16 protein-coding genes are annotated in these 19573 nt (G+C 72.9%); 7 read left to right on the plus strand and 9 right to left on the minus strand.

Features of this window, described 5'->3' with window-relative positions:
• Nucleotides 1–4: 4 nt before the first annotated feature.
• Complete coding sequence (locus WMF31_RS09225) at nucleotides 5–943, minus strand: LysR family transcriptional regulator (protein WP_436601575.1); 939 nt, start codon at nucleotides 941–943, stop codon at nucleotides 5–7.
• Between the two features lie 159 nt (nucleotides 944–1102).
• Between WMF31_RS09225 and WMF31_RS09230 the strand changes: the two genes are divergently transcribed.
• The 5 genes from WMF31_RS09230 to WMF31_RS09250 all read left to right on the plus strand — a co-directional run bounded on the left by WMF31_RS09230 (nucleotide 1103) and on the right by WMF31_RS09250 (nucleotide 8127).
• Nucleotides 1103–2440, plus strand: a complete 1338-nt coding sequence (locus tag WMF31_RS09230; protein WP_436601576.1) for a wax ester/triacylglycerol synthase domain-containing protein — start codon at nucleotides 1103–1105, stop codon at nucleotides 2438–2440.
• Nucleotides 2441–2451: 11 nt separating this feature from the next.
• Nucleotides 2452–4278, plus strand: coding sequence for an NAD(P)/FAD-dependent oxidoreductase (locus WMF31_RS09235; protein WP_436601577.1), 1827 nt, complete (start codon nucleotides 2452–2454; stop codon nucleotides 4276–4278).
• 467 nt (nucleotides 4279–4745) lie between these two features.
• Entirely contained in the window at nucleotides 4746–5252 is a 507-nt protein-coding gene (locus WMF31_RS09240) for a DUF1993 domain-containing protein (RefSeq protein ID WP_129351738.1), read from the plus strand.
• Nucleotides 5253–5372: 120 nt separating this feature from the next.
• Nucleotides 5373–6107, plus strand: a complete 735-nt coding sequence (locus WMF31_RS09245; protein WP_436601578.1) for a hypothetical protein — start codon at nucleotides 5373–5375, stop codon at nucleotides 6105–6107.
• A 424-nt stretch (nucleotides 6108–6531) separates the two neighbouring features.
• Nucleotides 6532–8127, plus strand: coding sequence for a peptide chain release factor 3 (locus tag WMF31_RS09250; RefSeq protein ID WP_436601579.1), 1596 nt, complete (start codon nucleotides 6532–6534; stop codon nucleotides 8125–8127).
• A 41-nt stretch (nucleotides 8128–8168) separates the two neighbouring features.
• Here WMF31_RS09250 and WMF31_RS09255 read toward each other — a convergent pair whose 3' ends face one another.
• The 5 genes from WMF31_RS09255 to WMF31_RS09275 form a co-directional block, all read right to left on the minus strand.
• Nucleotides 8169–10034, minus strand: a complete 1866-nt coding sequence (locus tag WMF31_RS09255; RefSeq protein ID WP_436601580.1) for a DUF885 domain-containing protein — start codon at nucleotides 10032–10034, stop codon at nucleotides 8169–8171.
• 58 nt (nucleotides 10035–10092) lie between these two features.
• On the minus strand, nucleotides 10093–11310 hold the full coding sequence (locus WMF31_RS09260) for a hypothetical protein (RefSeq protein WP_436601581.1): 1218 nt from the start codon (nucleotides 11308–11310) through the stop codon (nucleotides 10093–10095).
• A 67-nt stretch (nucleotides 11311–11377) separates the two neighbouring features.
• Entirely contained in the window at nucleotides 11378–12052 is a 675-nt protein-coding gene (locus WMF31_RS09265) for a DNA-3-methyladenine glycosylase (RefSeq protein ID WP_436601582.1), read from the minus strand.
• A gap of 26 nt (nucleotides 12053–12078) precedes the next feature.
• Complete coding sequence (locus WMF31_RS09270) at nucleotides 12079–12642, minus strand: peroxiredoxin (protein WP_436601583.1); 564 nt, start codon at nucleotides 12640–12642, stop codon at nucleotides 12079–12081.
• A 181-nt stretch (nucleotides 12643–12823) separates the two neighbouring features.
• The gene (locus WMF31_RS09275) at nucleotides 12824–14311 is read right to left on the minus strand and encodes a sigma-54-dependent transcriptional regulator (RefSeq protein WP_129351721.1); all 1488 of its coding nucleotides are present in this window, start codon (nucleotides 14309–14311) and stop codon (nucleotides 12824–12826) included.
• Between the two features lie 421 nt (nucleotides 14312–14732).
• Between WMF31_RS09275 and frr the strand changes: the two genes are divergently transcribed.
• Together frr and WMF31_RS09285 are read left to right on the plus strand one after the other, a co-directional pair.
• Nucleotides 14733–15290: a ribosome recycling factor gene (gene frr, locus WMF31_RS09280; protein ID WP_129351719.1), complete on the plus strand. Its 558-nt coding sequence runs from the start codon at nucleotides 14733–14735 to the stop codon at nucleotides 15288–15290.
• Between the two features lie 431 nt (nucleotides 15291–15721).
• Entirely contained in the window at nucleotides 15722–16585 is an 864-nt protein-coding gene (locus tag WMF31_RS09285) for a Stp1/IreP family PP2C-type Ser/Thr phosphatase (protein ID WP_275938649.1), read from the plus strand.
• A gap of 98 nt (nucleotides 16586–16683) precedes the next feature.
• Here the strand turns inward: WMF31_RS09285 and WMF31_RS09290 are convergent, their stop codons facing one another.
• The 3 genes from WMF31_RS09290 to WMF31_RS09300 all read right to left on the minus strand — a co-directional run bounded on the left by WMF31_RS09290 (nucleotide 16684) and on the right by WMF31_RS09300 (nucleotide 19573).
• Entirely contained in the window at nucleotides 16684–17247 is a 564-nt protein-coding gene (locus tag WMF31_RS09290) for a hypothetical protein (RefSeq protein ID WP_436601584.1), read from the minus strand.
• Nucleotides 17248–17390: 143 nt separating this feature from the next.
• Entirely contained in the window at nucleotides 17391–18578 is a 1188-nt protein-coding gene (locus WMF31_RS09295; RefSeq protein ID WP_436601585.1) for a cystathionine gamma-synthase, read from the minus strand.
• Nucleotides 18575–19573 carry a protein kinase domain-containing protein gene (locus WMF31_RS09300; RefSeq protein ID WP_436601586.1) on the minus strand — a complete coding sequence of 333 codons (999 nt, stop codon included), beginning with the start codon at nucleotides 19571–19573 and terminating at the stop codon, nucleotides 18575–18577. Before WMF31_RS09300 ends, WMF31_RS09295 begins: the two co-directional genes overlap by 4 nt.

Consider the following 19573-nt stretch of genomic DNA (forward strand, 5'->3'; position numbering starts at 1 on the left):
GTCGTCACACGCGCTTCCGCCGGCCCGCGTCCTGCATGTGCGCCACGGCGTCGTTCACGACGCCGCGCAGCCACGCCTGCGCCGGCTCGTTGTGGGTCCGGGTGCTCGACAGCATCGAGATCTGGAGGGGGGGCAGCTCGAACGGCAGGTCGAAGGTGCGGAGCGGCAGCATGCTCGAGAACGCCCTGCCGATGCGCGTGGCCACCGTCGCCACGTGGTCCGAGCCCGCGACCACGTGCGGCACGAGGAGCACGTGCGACACGGTCATGACCGCGCGGCGCTGGACGCCGCGCGCCGCGATGAGATCGTCGGCGACCCCGTCGTGCGCGCCCTGCCGGGGGACGGTCACGTGCTCGAGGGCGGCGTAGGTGTCGAGGTCGACGCGCCCCCGCGCCCTCGGGTGGCTCGCGCGGGCGAGCCCGACGAAGCGATCCTCGAAGAGCTCCTCGCGGCTCACGCCGGAGGGGAGGGCGTCCGCCGGGAAGGCGCCGATCGCGAGATCGACTTCGCCGATCCGGACCGCGTCGGCGGCGCGCGCGTCGAGGGGGAGCAGGTGGAGCGAGAGGTTCTTGCCGCCCTGCGCGAGCGCCGCGTTGAGCTTCGAGAGGAGGACGAGGTCCACGTACTCCGCCGCGGCGATCCGGAAGGCGCGGGGGGTCGTCGCGGGATCGAAGGGCGGCGTCTCCATGCCGAAGAGGCCCGCGAGCTCCTGCATGATCGACGCGACCTGCGGGATCATCGCCTCGGCGCGCGGCGACAGCGCCATCTGCCGGCCGACCCGCACGAGCAGCGGGTCGGAGAAGAGCTCGCGCAGCCGCGTCAGCGCGTGGCTCATCGCGGGCTGGCTCAGGCCCATCCGGCGGGCCGCGTACGTGACGTTGCGCTCGCGCAGCAAGGCGTCGAGCGCGATCACGAGGTTGACGTCGATGGCTGAAAGATTCACGGGATGAATCTAACCATATAGTCGAATCACGGTGTGGATTGCTGCGCTCGCCGCCCGCTCGCGGGCGGGCGGGCCCTGGCTTCCGGGCGCTGTCGTGCGGCCGGTCTGGCTGCTACGGTCGCCGGCGCCTCCACCTGACGGCGGCGCTTCGCGGAGATCATGACATCGACCGTCCTGCTCGGGGGCATCGACTTCTTTCACCTCATGAACGATCGCGCCATGCGATCGCGCGGCCAGGCCGGCAATCACTGCCTGTTCGTGCTCGAGCTCGACGGCCGCCTCGACATGGCGCGGCTCGCGGCGCGCCTCGAGCGCGCGACGCGGGACGTGCCCGAGCTCCGCTTCCGGCTCGACAACAGCCTGCTCGGGCGGGCGGGGCGGCCGCGCTGGGTCGTCGATCATCACCGGCGGGCGCCGGCGCCGCGCCTCATCGAGGTGTCGGGGGAGCGCGAGCGCGAAGCGCGCGTCGAGGCGCTGCTCGCGGACCGGATCTCCGGGGAGCGGCCGTGGGCGATCGACGTCCTGCGCGGGGCGGGGGCCGGGGACACCGTCGTGTTCCGTCACCATCACGCGCTGACGGACGGCAGGGGCGCGGATCGGCTCGTCGCCTGGCTCGGCTCCGGCAGCGGCGACGCGCCGGACGAGGCGCCGCCGCGGCAGGAGCGGCACGACAGCCCCGAGCGCCTCCTCTCGGGCCTGGATCGCGACGCGCGGCTCGCGCTCGCGCGCGCGTACAAGGAGCACGCGCTCGCGCTCGGCCGCGCGCCCATCCTCTCGCTCGCGCGCGCCTGCCCCGGGGTCCGGCCCACGGCCTCGCGCGTCCTCCGGCTCGTGCTCTCGGCGGAGGAGACCCGCGCCTTCGACCTCCGGGTGCGGCAGCGCGCGCGGCTCGCCGAGTCGAGCCTCATGCTGATCGCGGCCACCCGGCTGGCCGATCGGGCGCTCGTCCGCCGCGGCTTCGCCCCGCCGCACCACGTGGTCCCGCTCCCGCTGTCGCTCGACCCCAAGGCGGGCGCGCGCCGGCTCTTCGGCAACCACCTCACGATGGTGCTGCTCTCGCTGCGCCGTGACGAGCTCTACGACGACGCCCGCGCGGTGGCTTCCCTGGCCGAGCAGCAGCGCGCGATGGTGCGCGACAAGCTCGACCTCGCGATGGTGGCGGCGCTCGACCTCGCCCGCTGGCTCCCCGGGCCGGTGTACCGCTGGCTCGGCGACCAGCCGTTCGGCGGCGAGCTCGCCTCGCTGATCGTCTCGAACCCGGGCGCGGTCACGGTGGAGCGGTTCGCGGGGCTCCCCGTGGTGTCGGCGTACCCGCTGCCCGCCGTGGTCACGCCGCCCGGGTTCCAGGTCATCTTCAGCCGCTTCGGCGGGCGCCTCTCGGCGTCGATCTTCCACGGCGACGGGCTGCTCCGCCCGGACGAGGCGGCGGCGATGCCCGGCGCGCTCCGCGCGGAGCTGCTCGGCGAGCCGGCGCCGCCGGCGGCGGGCGCGGTATGAGCGCCGCCGACATGCGCACGGTCGACATCGTCATCATCGGCAGCGGCATCGCCGGAGGCCTCCTCGCGCGCCAGCTCCGCCTCACCTGCCCCGATCTCGGGGTGCTCGTGCTCGAGGCGGCCTCGGCGATCGTCGACCACAAGGTCGGCGAGAGCACGGTCGAGGTCGCGGCCCACTACATGGTTCGCCGGCTGAACCTCGGCACGTACCTCTACCAGCACCAGCTCCCGAAGAACGGGCTCCGCTTCTTCTTCGACGCCGAGGGCAAGGACCTGCCGCTCCCGCGGATGAGCGAGATCGGCTCCGACCACATGCCGTTCCACCCGAGCTTCCAGCTCGAGCGCGCGCGGCTGGAGCGCGATCTGGTCGCCATGAACCGCGCGGCGGGCGCCGAGGTCGAGCTCGGCGCGAAGGTGATCGACGTCGCGATCGACGGGCGCGGGCGGCACCGGGTCGTCTACGAGCAGGGCGGCGAGCGGCGCGAGGTCGCCTGCCGCTGGGTGTGCGACGCGTCGGGGCGGCGGCACGTGCTCCTCCGCAAGCTCGGCGTGAAGGTGCACAAGGAGGCGCGCCTCAACACGGCGGCCGCGTGGGGCCGCTACCGCGGCGTCGCGGGGCTCGACGCGGTCACGGAGCCGGCGTGGCGATCGCGCGTGCGCCACACGTCGCGCCACCTGTCGACGAACCACTTCATGTACGACGGGTACTGGATCTGGTTCATCCCGCTCGCCGGCGATCTGATGAGCGTGGGCGTGGTGTTCGACAAGGACCGGATCGGCGAGGGCTCGGGCGCCGCGCTCCGGGGGCCGCGCACGCGCGCGGAGCTCGAGCGCTTCCTTCGCGCCCACCGCGCGGTACGCGACCTGCTCGAGGGGGCGGAGCTCGAGGATTTCCAGGGCTATGCCCACCTGCCGTACCACGCGGACCGGTACTTCTCGACCGACCGGTACGCCGTCACCGGCGAGGCGGGCGCGTTCGTCGATCCGTTCTACAGCCCCGGCTCCGACTTCATCGCGACCTCGAACGAGTTCATCACCCAGATGATCCTCGCCGACGTGCGCGGCGACCGGGCCGGGTTCGAGGAGAGGGTCGCGGCCTACGACGCGTACTACCGGTTCAAGTACGACAGCACGCTCCGGCTCTACGAGCACATGTACCCGGTGTTCGGCTGCTTCGAGCTCTACCGGCTGAAGTACCTGCTCGACTTCAACAACTACTACAACCTCGTCCTCTGGCCGTTCATGGCCGACCGCGTGACGGACGTCGGCTGGATCCGGGAGGAGCTCCGGCTCGCCGACCTGGTGCTGCGCGCCCTGTCGACGATGGGCGACCACTTCGCGGCGCTGGCGCGCGATCTCCGCGCGCGGGGCGAGTACTTCGCGCAGAACGAGGGGCGCTTCGCGAACGGGCTGAACGGCGTCGCGCAGCTCGAGGCGCGGCTCGGGCCGGCGATCGACGAGGGCTTCCGGCGGGAGCAGGTCGACCGGGCGTACGGGAGCGTGTTCGCGGCGCTCCTGGAGCGGCGGCTCGGCGAGCCGGCGCTGTCCGACCGCGCGCGCGTCGTCTCGGAGCTCAGGCTCCCGCAGGTGCTCACGTTCCGGGACATCACGCCCGAGCGGCTCGCGCGGCTCCTTTCGCGGATCGGCGAGCGGATGACCAGGGAGCTCCGCGGCGAGTTCCCGGACGCGGGGGTCGAGCGGGTGGAGATCAGGCCGGGCGGCGGGGGGGTCTCGGTGACGGGCCCCACCGAGGGGACGAAGGCGCACGGCGAGGTGCTGTCGCGGGCCCAGGCGCTCTGGGATGCGTCCGCCGGCTCGCTCGCGCACGTCGCGCTCTGAGCGACGCACGGCGAGCGGGGGGCTCCTCGCGCCGCTCGACTCCGCAGGTGGCGAGGGCGAGGGGGGCAACGCGAGCGGACGAGGGGTCGAGCGGCGCCATTCGGACACGCGGTCATTCGGTCGCGCGGTCACTCGATCTTCATCGAGAAAGCTCCGTTCTTCACGACCGGCGAAATAGGGGCGTGGCCGCGTCTGTTGCCGCGCTTGATGGTGAGCGGTGTTGTGGGGTCACGCGCTCGCCTCGTCAACGTGCTTTGCATGAGCTCACGGAGCGGACAGGGAGCATGAGGCTTGCGCGACGCGGTCGCCGCGCATCGAGCTCCGTTGATCCCGGGGCGCGCCGGGCGCGCTTGCGCCGGGCGCCGGATGTCCACTAGGTTTGCGCGTCCTCGCCGGCACCGCGGCCCGTACGGCTCCGTGAGGCGTACACGCGCCGCGCGTGGCGTGCGGGGGCCAAGGAGATGAAGATGGCAATCTCGATGTATCGGTCCTCGGTCCCTGTGCTCGTGAAGATGCTCGGCAATCTCTCGGCGATCCTCACCAAGGCTGCCGCGTACGCCGAGTCCAGGAAGATCGAGCCGCGCGTCCTGCTGGACGCGCGCCTCGCGCCGGACATGTTCGCGCTCACGCGCCAGGTGCAGATCGCCACCGATCTGGCGAAGGGGTGCGGGGCGCGGCTGGCCGGCGTGGAGGTGCCGAAGTACGAGGACAACGAGGCGAGCTTCGACGAGCTGCAGGCGCGGCTCGAAAAGACGATCGCGTTCCTGAACGGCCTCGGGCCCGAGCAGATCGACGGCTCCGAGGAGCGCGAGATCACGGTGCCCACGCGCCGCGAGCCCCTGCGCTTCCTGGGCGAGGCGTTTCTCCTGGAGTGGGTCCTGCCCAACTTCTATTTCCACGTGACCACGGCGTACGCGATCTTGCGCCACAACGGGCTCGACATCGGCAAGCTCGACTACCTGGGTCAGCGCTGACGCCGCGGCCTCCGGCCGGCTGCGCCGCCGTGCGTCGCGCGACGCGCGGCGGCCGGACCGAGCGCCTTGGACCGCCATTTGTTCTGCACGGGCGGCCGTTCCGCAGTATCACACGCGCCCATGAGGTCTAGAGCAGCAGGTGGGCCTTTCAAGCACTGGGCGATCAGCCTGGCGCTGTCGCTGAGCGCCGTGGGCGCGTGTGTGAGCGCGGTCGCCGAGGGCGGCGCGCCGCCGGCCTCCGGGCAGGGGTCGTCGGGGCAGGGGTGGATCACGGCGTCGACGCCGGACGCGGGCGATGGAGGGGTACGGTGCCCGCACGGCGCGCTGGAGGATCCGCACCGTGGCTTTGTGCGGTGCCTCGAGCCGGGCGAGGCGGATGCCGGCTGGCTCCCGCCGTCGCCGCAGCCCGAGCCGCCGTCGGACGACGCGGGCGCGCCGTCGGACGACGCGGGCGCGCCGGGCGATGGCGGGGCACCTGGCGACGCCGGCGCGCCCGACGGCGCGGCGCCGGAGGCCCCGGTCGCGTCGCCGCCGCCGATCGTGGAGGTCGGCGAGCCGGAGTTCTTGAACGGCGAGGTCCCGAACGTGACCAAGCGGCTCGGGAGGCTTTCCGCCGATCTGGCGAAGTGCGTCGCGGATCATGGCGGGCTGACGGGCTCATCGGGGAACGTCAAGCTCCAGTTCCTGGTCCGCGTCCGTGGTCGCGCCGAGGGGGTCGAGGTCCTGAGCTCCAGGGGCGTGACCGCTGAGGCCGAGCGCTGCATCCGGCTGTTTCTGAAGAACAGGGCCATCGGGGTTCCCACGGCGGATCCTGTTGGCGTGACCGTCACGCTCTCGCTGAAGCCGGGCAAGTAGAAGAGGGCGAACCTCCGGGCGCGAGCGTGGAGGACGGGGGCGCGACCACGGCCACGGCGACGGCCACGTTCGCGTCCACGACCACGGCCACGTTTGCGGAGGTGGTCATGAGGTCATGGATGAGGTTGGTTCATGGCTGAGGGGGTCGGGGCGGGAGGGGGGTGAGCGCGGGGGCGGGAGGGGGTGGGCCCCACGAATCCGAGGGCCGGCGTTCCCCGCAGCCTTCTCCGTTCTGACCATCCTCTCCCGTCCAGTCCGGCCACGGCCCTCCAGCAGGCCCGAGTTCGTGGGGGGACCCCCTCCCGCCCCCGCGCTCACCCCCCTCCCGCCCTGGCCCCCCGTCGCCATCCAAGTAAGTCACGGTCCGGACAGGTTGACGTGGCCCTCCCCGCCTCTATCCTGCCGCGCCGCTGTGCCCGACCCGATGCTCACCCGCGAGATCGCGCGCCGAAAGACGTTCGCGATCATCTCCCACCCCGACGCTGGCAAGACCACGCTGACCGAAAAGCTCCTGCTTTACGGCGGCGCGATCCAGCTCGCCGGCGCCGTGAAGGCGAAGAAGGCGCGGGCCCACGCGGTCAGCGACTGGATGGAGATGGAGCGCGAGCGCGGCATCTCCATCTCGACCAGCGTCCTCCAGTTCCCGTACAAGGGCCGCCTCCTGAGCCTGGTCGACACCCCTGGCCACGCCGACTTCAGCGAGGACACCTACCGCGCGCTCATGGCGACCGACGCGGCCATCATGATCCTCGACTGCGCCAAGGGCGTCGAGGCCCAGACGAAGAAGCTGTTCCGCGTCTGCAAGCTCCGGCAGATGCCGATCTTCACGTTCGTCAACAAGCTCGATCGCCCGGGCCGCGACCCGTTCGAGCTGATCGGCGAGGTCGAGGAGGTCCTCGGCATCGGCGTCTACCCGGTCACCTGGCCCATCTCGGCGGGCGGCAAATTCCGCGGCGTCTACCACCGCGAGCGCAAGCAGGTGTTCCTCTTCGAGCACGTCGCGCACGGCGCCGAGATCGCCCCGATGGAGGTCGTCTCGCTCGACGCCCCCGAGCTCGTCGAGGCGCTCGACGAGGAGGGCGCGCGCCAGCTCCGCGACGACATCGAGCTCATCGACGCCGCCGGCGACGCGCTCGACAAGAGCAGGCTCGCCCGCGGCGAGGTCACGCCCATGTTCTTCGGCAGCGCCATCACCAACTTCGGCCTGCCGCAGTTCCTCGACGCCTTCATCGAGCTCATGCCCCCGCCCGCGCCGCGCGGCAGCGACAAGGGCCCCATCGCCCCCGACGACGACCGGTTCACCGCGTTCGTCTTCAAGATCCAGGCGAACATGGACCGGGCCCACCGCGACCGGATCGCGTTCCTCCGCGTCTGCTCCGGCCGCTACGAGCGCGGGATGAAGGTGCACCACGTCCGCCTCGGCCGCGACATCCGGCTCACCAACCCGGTGCAGTTCATGGCCCAGGAGCGCACGCTCGTGGACGACGGCTTCGCCGGCGACATCATCGGCGTCTTCGACCCGGGGCTGTTCCTCATCGGCGACACGCTCTGCGGCGGCGGCTCGCCCGTGCGGTACGCGCCGCTGCCGCAGTTCCCGCCCGAGCAGTTCGGCCGCGTCGTCATGCTCGATCCCATGAAGCGCAAGCAGCTCAAGAAGGGGCTCGAGCAGCTCGCGCAGGAGGGCTCGGTCCAGCTCTTCCGGCCCCCCGAGGGGCGCGAGGGCGAGGCGATCCTCGGCGTCGTGGGCGAGCTCCAGTTCGACGTCGTGAAGCACCGGCTCTCGGCCGAGTACGGCGTCGAGGCGCGCATCGAGCGGCTCTCGTTCAGCCTGGCGCGCTGGGTCGAGGGCGAGCCGGTTCCCCTCGCCGAGCTCGAGTCGAACCTGTACGGCTACGGCGCCCTCGACGTGCACGGCAACGCCGTCGTGCTCTTCAAGGGCGACTGGCAGCTCGAGACCTGCGCGAAGGCGTTCCCGAAGACGCGCTTCGTGGAGCTCGGCGGCTCCATCAGCCCGGTGTGAGCCGGAGGGGCACCCGAGGTGCCCCCCCACCCTGACCCGCGCTACTCCGAGAGCAGCGCCTCGAGGTGCCGCACCGACGGCGACCCGTGGCTGAGCAGCCGGTCGTGGTAGGCGCGCTCGGTGAAGCCGGGCTTGCCCTCGTGCGCGGCGCGCAGCCGCATCATCTCGGTGAAGCCGTGGAAGTACGTGGTGAGCTGTGCGCTCGTGAGCCGGGCGCGCGCCCACTTGCCGACGGCCTCGCCTTCCTCCTGGAACGCGTCCTCCATCATGAGCGCGAGCGCCTCTTTCTCGTCCATCGCGCCCGCGTGCACCCCGTGGTCGAGGATGGCGTTCGCCGCGAGGCGCAGCACCATCTTCTGGCGCTGCATCCGGACCTTCGGGCCGCCGAAGCCGTGGTGCGCCATCAGCCACTCGGTGTAGACCGCCCACCCCTCGACGAACGGGCCGCTCGAGAAGACCGCGCGGATCTTCGAGGGGAACTTGTTGTTGTGCATGAGCTGCAGGAAGTGGCCCGGCATCGCCTCGTGGACGGTGAGGTCGGCGAGCATGCTCCGGTTGTACTCGCGGTAGAACGAGTCGACGCGCGACCTCGGCCAGCCCTTCGGCGTCGGCGCGATCGCGAAGAACGTCTCCTGCTTCGCCTCGAGCGGGCCGGACGCGTCGCAGTACGCGACCGCGACGCCGCGGCGGTACTCCGGCATCTCGATCACGCGGCAGGGCTCCTCGGGCAGGCGCACGAGATCGTGCTTCCGCACGAAGTCGGTCGCGGCCGCGAGGAGCGCCTCCGCCTCCTTCACGATGGTCTCGTTCGTCGGCCGGTCGGCCGCGAGCGCGTCCAGCACCTTCCGGATGGCGGCCATCTCCTCGTCCCGCGTCTCGACCCGCGGGAACGGCTGCTTGCGCGCGTCGAAGAGCGACGGCCAGAGCTCCCGCGCGGTCTCGAGCATCTCCGCGTGCGTCTCTGCGAGCAGCGCGCGGGCGCTCTTGACCACGCCGTCGATGTCGACCGTCGCGTCGTCCAGCGTGAAGCGGAGCTTCTTCTCGAAGCGCGCGCGGCCCAGCCGGAAGTCGCCGTTGCTCCGCGGGAGCAGGTCCTCCTCGAGGAACGCCTGGAGGTCCTCGAGCGCCGCCGCCGCGGCCTTCGCCGCCGCCTCGAGCTCGGCCCTCTGCGGCGGGACCGACGCGAAGCGCGCCGGCAGCTCCCCCTTGCAGAGCGCGATGAGCCCCTTGTTCTGCCGGATCGCCGTCTCGGTGTGGATGCGCGGCGGCGCCTCCCGGAGGCGCGCCTTCGCGGCCGCGACGATCGCGGGGATGCCCGAGAGGCGACCGCCGAGGCTCCGCATGCGGTCCTCGAGCGGCGCGAAGTTGCGCGTGATCAGCGGGTCGAGCCCGTCGCCGATGAGGCCCGTGTAGACCATCGGGTTCCACGAGAGCTCGCGGAGCTCGTCGATCCCGAACAGCCAGGACCGCAGCTGGTTCTCGATCATGTCCGCGTCGACGCGGCTCTGCACCCCGAGCTTCTCCCTGGGCACGGCCTCGAGCGCCGACAGCGCCTCCGCGATCGTGCGCCGACGCGCCGCCTCGCCCTGCTCGGTGACGTCCGGCCACGCCGCGTCGTGCCGGTGGTCCCCCGCCTCGGTGGCCCGGACCGGCTCGTCGCGGAGGTGGTCCTCGAGCACGCGCGTGAGCACCGCCGCGAGCGCCCGCTCCGCGTCGGCCTCCGCGCGCCCGGCGCCGCCTCCCGCGGCGTGATCCGCGCCGCTCATGACGACCTCCGGCGTCGCAGGCGGCGGGACCGTGGGCTCGGTCGACCCGCACGCGCAGAGCAGCGCGGCGAGCGCCGCGACGCCGGCGCGGAGCGACCGGGAGACAGGAGGGAGCTCATGGGGGGAGGATTGTAGTCGCACGTGCGTCCTCTAGCTCCGGTTCGACGGGAAGGGTACGCGCCCGCGGAACGCAGCGCCGTCATGGCGCGCCGCCGAGCGAGGTCTTCGTGATGCGGGAGATCGCCGCCACGTCGCGCTCCACCGCCTCGAGCAGGGGGCCGAGCGCGACCCGGAGCTGCTTCGAGTTCGGGTGGCGGAGGACGCGCGCCACGCTCTCGGCGGCCTGCTCGCCGAGGTCGTGGTCGGCATAGCGGGCGATCTGGGCGCTCGACAGCGCGAGGCCGGGAAATGCGGTGCGGCAGAGCGCGTCGACCATCTCCGCCGCGACGCCGGGCGTGATCTGCGCGGTGCGGAGCGCCGCCCTGGCCTTCTGCGCGCTGATCGCGCACGACTCGGTGCGCAGCTGGCTGAGCACGGCAGAGCCGAGCGCCGTGTGCCACCGGGAGAGCTCGGCGGCCCGGCTCGCCTCGAGCTCTCCCGGCGGCGCCTCGGAGACCGGCACGAGCGCCACGAGCTGCTCGGTCGCGCCGGCATCGATGGCGACGCGACGCACGATGATCAGGTCGTGCGCGCGCAGGCACCCGAGGAGCAGCCGCGTGGCCGCGTCGCGCAGCAGGGGCGCGAGCGCGGTCGCGACGACCGCGGGCGGCGAGCCGACCAGCGACGGGCTCGACGCCCGCGCGTTGCCCGCCCCCGCGCCCCGGAGCCGGCCCGCGCCGGAGCTCGGCGGCGAGCGCACGCTGAGCGGAGGGGGCGCGCAGGTCTCCGGCGCGCGCTGCGCGACGCCCGGGAGCGCGCCGGAGACCTGCGCGCCGTACGCGCCGGCGCGGGGGCTCGCCGGCGGCGCTCCGGTGGTCCGGCCAGCGCCGGCGAGCGAGAGGTCGCTCGCCGACCCGCGCGCGCCGGCGCCGCCCCGCGCCGCCTCGGCGCCGAGCGGCGACGCGAGGGCCGGCGCGCTCCGGCGCGGCGAGCTGCCGCGGTCGACGAGGGCGTGCAGCGAGGTGAGCTCGACGGCGCGCAACGCCGCGGCGCCCTGCGGCGCGCGGGCCGCGATCGCCGAGGCGAGCTCCGCCTCCCTGCCGCGGAGCTGCTCGTGATCCGCGATCTCGCGGAGCAGGCCCTCGGCGATCTGGACACATCGCTCCGCGGCCCTGTCCGCCGAGGCCTGCGTCTGCGGCTCCTTGAAATAGAGCGTTAACTTTCCCCGGACGGCATAGCCGCGTGTCGGTGCCGTGACGATGCGCGATGCGCTCTCGACGTCGGCGCGCTCACGCCCCCCGAATGGCCAGAACCCCATAGGCCCATTGTCGCGCGATCCCGGGGCCGGGCGCGAGCACTTCGATTGTCCGGACGCTCACGACCGGTCAATGGCGAGGCGAAACGGACACATAGCGATTGCCTCGCTCGTAGAAGCGCCACGGCTTCTGCGCCCAGGCACCTGCGTAGTCCACGTTGATACGAGGCGACCGGCCGATGGGCCCCGCCGGGCCGGGCAGCAGGTACAGCCGAGCTCCGCAGAGATCCATTCCATAGGCGGCGCGGCCGAGCGCGAGCGCCTGGCACAGCTTGCCTGGACCGTTGCTCAGCGCGACCCGGTCGGGCGCGATACCCCGCCGGTGGCTCATGATCGAGAGCCCGAGCACAGGCTCGATGGCGCGGACGAGCACCGCGTGAGGCTCCCCCTCGGACGCCACGACGATGTTGAACGCCCAATGCATACCATAGAGCACGAACATATAGGCATATCCCGCCGGGCCAAACATAACCTCCGTCCGCGACGTTCGTCGGCCTCCTGCGCTGTGGGCGGCGAGATCTTCCGGGCCGCGGTACGCCTCGGTCTCCACGATACGGCCGGCCACGATGCCCTCGGGCGTCCTGTGGACGAGCACCTTGCCGATGCACGCCCGCGCGACGACGAGCGGAGGGCGAGCATAGAAGTCGCGCGGCAAGGGCGCGGCGCCCTCGAGGAGCGCCGCGCGCTCGGGGAGCGCCGCGCCGTCGGACGGCCCGCGACCGCGACGAGGAGGCGTGGGGCGCATGGCGGGCGGGCTCACGCGCGCCCCGCTCAGGAGCGCTGGCCCGGCGAGGCGGGCGCCTCGCCGGGCGCGGGGACATCGCCCTCGCGCGGCGCTCGCTGCGCGTGCGGCGAGCCCGCCGTGTCCCCGGCGGCGCGCGCCGACTGGAATCGCTCGTTGATGAACGAGAGCACGTCGTCGCGGTGCTTCCTGATCTGGAGCTCGTGGCGGAACACCGCAGCGACCTCCATGTCGGGCGTGATGACGTAGGTGACCCGCCGGGCGACGCCGAGGATCGGCCAGAGGACCCCGTAGGCGCGGCACACGCCGAGATCGCTGTCGGCGATCATGGGGAAAGGGACCTTCTGCGACGCGGCGAACCTGCACTGCGTCTCGTGATCATCGGTGCTGATACCGACGATGCGCGCCCCCGCGAGCGCGATCTCGACGTGATGGTCGCGGAATTGCTGCGTCTCGACGGTGCAGCCGGGGGTGAAGGCCCTGGGGAAGAAGAACAGGACGGTGCAGAGCCCGCCCTGGCGGGACAGCACGAAGCGCTGGCCGTCCGTGGTCAGCCTGTCGATCTCCGGCGCGCGTTCCCCGACCTTCAGCATCTCGCCGCAATCTGCCGCAAGTCGCCGCCCGCGTCGACCGGCGCGGCGGCGGGAGGCGGGGGGCCTGGGGTGCTCACCGGAGGGGCTGGAGTGCAGGCGAGCCACGCAAGGGGCTCGCCGGAACGCAGGCCCCGGAGGTGAGCACCCCAGGCCCCCCGCCTCCCGCCGTCGCGAGGGCGGGTCACGCGTCGATGCCGAGCCGCTTCAGCCGGTAATAGAGCGTCGTGCGCTGCATGCCGAACTGCCGCGCGACCTCGGCCTTGTTCCCGCCGCAGCGCTCGAGCGCGGCGAGGAGCTCCCGCCGCTCGATCTCGTCGAGCTGGGAGCTCAGGTCGAGCCTCGGCCGCGGCGACACCGGCGCGGCGGGCGCCTTGCCGGCGGCGTCCGCCTCCGCGCCCGGCGCGGGCGCGGCTCTCGGCGCGCGGGCGGGGGGCTCCGCCGGCTGCGGCGGGCGCGCCGTGAACGCGAGGTGCTCGGGCAGGATCACGTCGCCGCGCGAGAGGATGGCCGCTCGCTCGATCACGTTCTCCAGCTCGCGCGCGTTCCCTGGCCACGCGTACGCCGTGAGCTTCGCGAGCGCCTCCTCCGAGAGCGAGGTGGCCGCGCGCGCGTTGCGGCGCGCGTACTTGCGCAGGAAATGCTCGGCGAGCGCGTGGATGTCCTCGCGCCGCTCGCGGAGCGGGGGCAGCCGCAGCGGGAAGACCGAGAGCCGCGAGACGAGCTCGGGCAGGACGCCCGCCCGCGCCCAGGCCTCCTCGATGCCGGGCGTGAGCGACAGCACGACGCGCACGTCGACGCGGACGGTCTCGGTCGACCCGAGCCGCTCGACCTCGCCGTCGGTGAGCACGCGGAGCAGCCGCGCCTGCAGCGAGGGCGTGAGCGGCGCGGGCTCGTCGAGGTAGATCGTCCCCCGGTGGGCGAGCTCGAGCCGGCCCGCGCGCTCGGTGTACGCGCCGTCGAAGGCGCCCCGCCGCCAGCCGAACAGCTCGCGCTCGAGCGTGTCGCCCCGGAACGCGGCGCACGTCACCTTGACGAACGGCTGCTCCTCGCGCGGGGAGCCGACGTGGATGGCCCGGGCGACCACCTCCTTCTCGGCCCCCTCCTCGCCCTCGATCACCACGGGGGTCGAGGTCTTCGCGACCTCGCCGATCCGGGCGGAGACCTCGCGCATGGCCTCGCTCTCCCCGGCGATCTCGCCGAAATCGATCGGGTCCCGCTGCTCGCGCTCGAGGTAGCCGGCGTAGAGCGCGAGCTGCTCGCGCAGCCGCCGGTTCTCCCGGACGGTCGCGACCACGGAGATCGCCTGCCGCAGGACGATGGCGAGCTCCCGGGAGTTCCAGGGCTTCTGGACGTACCGATCGACCGCGCCCGAGTTCACTGCGTCGATGAGCACCGCCATGTCCGCGTAGGCGGTGAGCAGCACGCCCGCCGCGTCCGGCCGCCGCTCCTTGGCCCGCTTGAGGAACTCGATACCGCTCATCCCCGGCATCCGCTGGTCGGCCACGATCACCGCAGGATCGAGCCAATCGAGCAGGGCCAGGGCCTCGGCGCCGCCCAGCGCATAATGGAGCTTGAACGACTTCCGGAAGGCGAACCGGAAGGCATCGAGGTTGTCTTGCTCGTCATCGACGACGAGGACGTCGAAGCTGTTCCAGTCCAGATCGCGCATGGGTCGCCTTCTTCCCAGAGTTACTACAGCTCGGCGCGACGGGGGCGGCCGAGGTGGCGTGGCCGGCGGGCGCCGCGCGCCGGCCACGCCACCCCGCGCGCCGGCCGTCAGCCAGCCCGCAGCCCGCGGTGGTGGAGGAGCGCTCCGGGGGCTCACCTCCGGGGCTTGCGCTCCGGCGAGCCCCTGTTGTGGCTCGCCTGCGCTCCAGCCCCTCCGGTGAGCCCCCGGAGCGCTCCTCCACCACCGCGGGCTGGCTGACGGCCGGCGCGCCGCGGCGCCCGGGCGGGGGCGAGCGGCCTTCCGCGACGCCGGTCGCGTCGACCAGATCGATTTCTCCGCCGGCTCAGAAATCCGCGGTAAGCTCCGCCCCCGCTCGCGGAGAGGGCGGGCTGGGCGAGCCCCACACGGAGGAAGCCGGATCATGCTCGAGGACGTCATCAAGGAGCTGCGCGAAGGGATCGACAAGGCCATCGAAGCGCTCCGGCGAGACCTGGCGAAGGTGCGCACCGGGCGCGCGAACGCGGCCATGCTCGACGGCATTCGCGTCGACTACTACGGCGTGCCCACGCCGATCGCGCAGATGGCCACGGTGTCGGTGCCGGAGCCGCGGCTCATCACGGTCAAGCCGTGGGAGAAGAACCAGGTCAAGGCGATCGAGAAGGCGATCCGCGAGAGCGATCTCGGCCTGAACCCTCAGGTGGACGCAGACCTCATCCGGCTGCCCATCCCGCCGCTCACCGAGGAGCGGCGCAAGGAGATGGTGAAGCTGACCAAGAAGAACGGAGAGGACTGTAAAGTTGCCATACGGAAGCACCGCCGGGATGCCAACGAGCTGATCGACACCCTCGAGAAAGATGGCGAGGTCAGCGGCGACGACGCGGATCGGGCCAAGAAGAAGGTCGACGAGGTGGTGTCCGAGGGCACGAGGCAGGTCGACGCGGTGATCGCGGCCAAGGAGAAGGACATCCTGGACGTGTGAGCGGGGCCTGAAGGGGCCTGCGGCGGCGTGCTCCCGGCGCGGAGCGTGATGGAGCGTGAAGGCGCGTGCCTCGGGCGAGGCGCGTGCGGATCTGGGTGGGGCGGAGTCCAAGGCGAGCGGCGCTCGGGGCGCTCGGACGAGGGGTGAGCCGGAGGGGGGGCTCCGGGAGGAGCCTCGGAGTCCTGCCGGCGCGCGGCCCGCGACCTCTGGCATCCCGACAGAAGGCGCCGGATGAAAAAGGGGCTTGCGGTCCCCCCGGGCCAAGTCGGTAGGATCAGGAAGGTCGGCGAGCGGGCGTCTCAGGACGCCCGAAACGGCGCGAAGGGCCCAGCTTGACAGGTTTTCGGTGGCATGAAACGGTTGGCTATCGAAGCCTCCGACCCGGAGCCGTCGCAAGGATTCCCGAGGTTATGCGAGCGATCGCTTCAGGAATGACGGACGTTGGTCTCCAGCGCGACCACAACGAGGACAGCTACGCCGTCCTGTCGGAGTATGACCTGTTCATCGTCGCGGACGGCATGGGGGGCCACCGCGCGGGGGACGTCGCGAGCAAGCTGGCGACCGAGTCGATCGCGGACTTCTTCCGGTCGACGTCGCGGGAGGACGCCACCTGGCCATTCCACTTCGACACCAGCCTGTCGGAGGAGGAGAACCGGCTCGTCGCGGGCATCCGCGTCGCCAACCGTCAGATCTTCGAGCGCAGCATCCGGTCGCGCGACTGCGCCGGGATGGGCACCACCGTCGTGGGGGCGCTCTTCTCGAAGAAGAAGAACCGCATCTACGTCGGCCACGTCGGCGACAGCCGCGCCTACCGCGTCCGCAAGGGCTCGATCAGCCAGCTGACCCGCGACCACTCGCTGTTCAACGACTACATCATGGCGATGCCCGAGCTCACCGAGGAGCAGCGGGCCGAGCTGCCGCGCAACGTGATCACGCGCGCGCTCGGGATGCAGGACAGCGTGGTGGTCGATCTGATCAGCGACGAGCCGCAGCCCGGCGACGTCTACCTGCTCTGCTCCGACGGCCTGAGCGGGATGCTCTCGGACGACCAGATCCTCGCGATCGTGAGCTCGACCAGCGAGGTGCCGGAGATGTGCCGCCGCCTGATCGCCAAGGCCAACGACAACGGCGGCGAGGACAACATCACCGCGCTCGTGATCCGGATCGACGAGAAGGACGAGGCCGAGCTGCCGAACAGCGCGACCCTCGGCCCGCCCGCCGACTCGCAGCAGGTGAGCGTGAACGACCGGGCGACGGTCCCGGCCGTGTCGGTCTCGGGCTCCGAGAAGAGCTGACGCGCGCCCGCTGGCGCGAGGGGCGCGCGCGGCGAGGAGCGGACGCGCGCCCGCGGGGCGAACGGCGCGCGCGGTGTGCCCGGCGCGCCCCGGGCCGGTCAGATCCCGCAGCTGTCGAAGGCCAGGACGCCGCCCCGGATGGAGCAGACGTAGCCCTCGTTGAGCATCCTCGGGCACTCGAAGACAGCCCAGATCTTGCCCGCGTCGACCCCTTGCTGGCTCCCCGGGGTGAACCAGAAGCGGCACGGATCGTCCGGATCGGAGACGAAGACCTCGCCGCCCGTCCTGGCCGAGGAGAAGCTGATGTAGCCCGTCGCGGGCTCCGCCTGCGAGGCCTGGGGGGTGATGCCGTCGATGGTGACCTGGATTTCCTCGGCGTTGGCGGTGTCTCTGGCCCTCCCGGAGACCGAGAAGCTGCCCGAGCCGGACACGTCGCACTCGACCACGGCGCCGTCGCCGTCAGCGAGCACCTCGTCCTTCCTGTCCTGGCTCACCACGCCGAGGTTCGCGCCGTGCCCCGTCGTGTTGCAGGTGGAGCCCCCGCCGACGAAGCTCAGCGTGAAGGCGCCGCGCGGGGTGGGCGGCGCCGGGTCGCTGCAGCCGAAGCCGAGCAGGGGGAGAAGGCCGAGCACGGGCACGAAGCCGAGGCGGGCGAGACTCATCGAACGCTCCGTTGGTAGATGGCGGCCCCGAGGCCGCACCTCGCTTTTATCGTACTCCGGCGCTCGTGAGCAAACGGCCTTCGCCGACGCGCCCGGCGCTCGCGCGTCCGCGCGCTCCGGCGCCCGGCGCCGCGTGCGCGCGCTCAGGCGCTCGGCGCCGCGTGCGCGTCGTCGAGCGCCTGCGCGATGTCCTGCCAGAGGTCCTCGCTCGCCTCGAGGCCGACCGAGAGCCGGAGGAGGCCGCCGTCGATGCCGAGCGCCTCCCGCGCCTCGGCGGGCACGGAGGCGTGGGTCATGAGGGCGGGGTGCTCGGCGAGCGACTCGACGCCCCCGAGGCTCTCCGCGCACGAGAAGATCGCGAGCCGCTCCAGGAAGCGCGAGGCGACGGGGAGGCCGCCGCGCACGACGAACGAGATCATCGCCCCGGGCGCCTGCATCTGCCGCGCGGCGAGCGCGTGGCCCGCGTGCGTGGGGAGGCCGGGGTAGTGCACCGCGCGGACGGCGGGGTGCTCGGCGAGCCGCTCGGCGATGCGCGCCGCCGACGCGCACTGCTGGCGGACGCGCACCCCGAGCGTCTTGAGCCCGCGGAGCACCATGTAACAATCGAACGGGCTCGGCACCGCGCCGAGCGCGTTCTGCAGGAACGCGACCCGCTCGGCGAGGGCGTCCTCCGACGTGACGAGCGCCCCGCCGACGACGTCCGAGTGGCCGTTCAGGTACTTCGTGGTCGAGTGCGCCACGACGTGGGCGCCGAGGGCGAGCGGCCGCTGGAGCACCGGCGTGGCGAAGGTGTTGTCGACGACGAGCAGCGCCCCGTGCGCGCGCGCGATGTCCGCGAGCGCCGCGATGTCGAAGATCTTGAGCATGGGGTTCGTCGGGGTCTCGATCCAGATCATGCGCGTGGCCGGGGTCAGGGCCTCGCGGACGACGTCGAGGTCGCGCATGTCGACCGAGGCCGAGGTGATGCCCATCGGCCGCATGACCTTGTCGAAGAGCCGGAAGGTGCCGCCGTAGACGTCGTCGCCCGAGAGCACGTGATCGCCGGGCCGGAGCGTGTGGAGCAGGGTGGCGGCCGCCGCGGAGCCGCTCCCGAACGCGAAGCCGTGCCGCCCCCCTTCGAGGGCGGCGAGGCACGCCTCGAGCGCCTTGCGGGTGGGGTTGCCGCTGCGCGAGTACTCGAACCCCTTGTGCTGGCCCGGCCGCTCCTGGGCGAAGGTGCTCGCGAGGACGATCGGGGTCATGACGGCGCCGCTCGTCGGATCCGGCGGCTGTCCGGCATGGACGGCGAGCGTGTCGAGGGCGAGCTTGTCGTGGCCTAGGTGGGGTTTCATGCGGGCGAGGGTGAGCCCTCGGGCCCCGTGTGTCCACGATCTTGGCGGCCATCGGGGCCGGGCGCGCGCTCGAGGGTCGCGCCGGGCGCATCGGGTGTGCCGGGCGCGCCGGGCGCGGGCCGCGGCGCGGCCGCGTCGAGCGCGTCGAGCAGCGCCCGCGCGGTGCCGATGCGGCGCTCGGGGTCGCGGTCGAGCGCCCGCGCGAGGGCGCGGCGCTGCCCCGGCGCGAGCGCCTCCACGGCCGCGAGGGCGTCGAGGCAGAGGCCCGACTCGCTGATCTCGAGCAGCATCGCGGCCGGCTCGCTCGCGCGCGTGAGCGGCGCGCCGGTGGCGAAGGCGACGAGGGTCGCCGCCATCGCGTAGACGTCGCCGCGCGGGGTCGGCGGCGATTCACCGCGGGCGATCTCGGGAGCGACGAACGGGACGGTGCCCCGGTCGGCGGTCTCGAGGTCCGGATCCATGCCCCGGAACCGCGCAGCGCCGAGGTCGACGAGGCCGATGTCGCCGAGCGGGCCGAGCAGGACGTGATCGGGGCCGAGATCGCCGTGCACGAAGCGGAGCGGCCCCCCGGCGTCCTCCAGCTCCTGGAGCTCGGCGAGGGTCTCGATCGCGGTCCTGACGATGTGGACGAGGAGCGAGGCGGGCGGCGGTCGGCCGCGGTCGCGCCATCCGTCGAGCACGTCGCGGAGCGAGGCGCCCTCGCGCCGGCTCTCGAGCAGGAAGGGGCCGTGGCGATCGGCGCCGACGCGCGCGAGCGTGGGCAGGGCCGGGTGCCGCGCGAGGGCGAGCGCCCTGGCCTCGCGGATCATGGCGGCCCGCCCGGCGTGCGCGTGGAGGGCGCCCGGGGCGAGGCGCTTGCAAACGAGGGGGACGGGGAGCGGGGCGGGGGGCGCCACGGGCGTGCGGCTCCTCGGCCGGACCAGCGCCACGTCGAAGGTGGCGCCCGTGCCGAGGTGCTCGATCAGCTCGGTGCCATCGGGGGCGGGGTAGGGCAT

Source organism: Sorangium sp. So ce1036 (assembly GCF_051369805.1).
Taxonomy (GTDB): Bacteria; Myxococcota_A; Polyangia; order Polyangiales; family Polyangiaceae; genus Sorangium; species Sorangium cellulosum_F.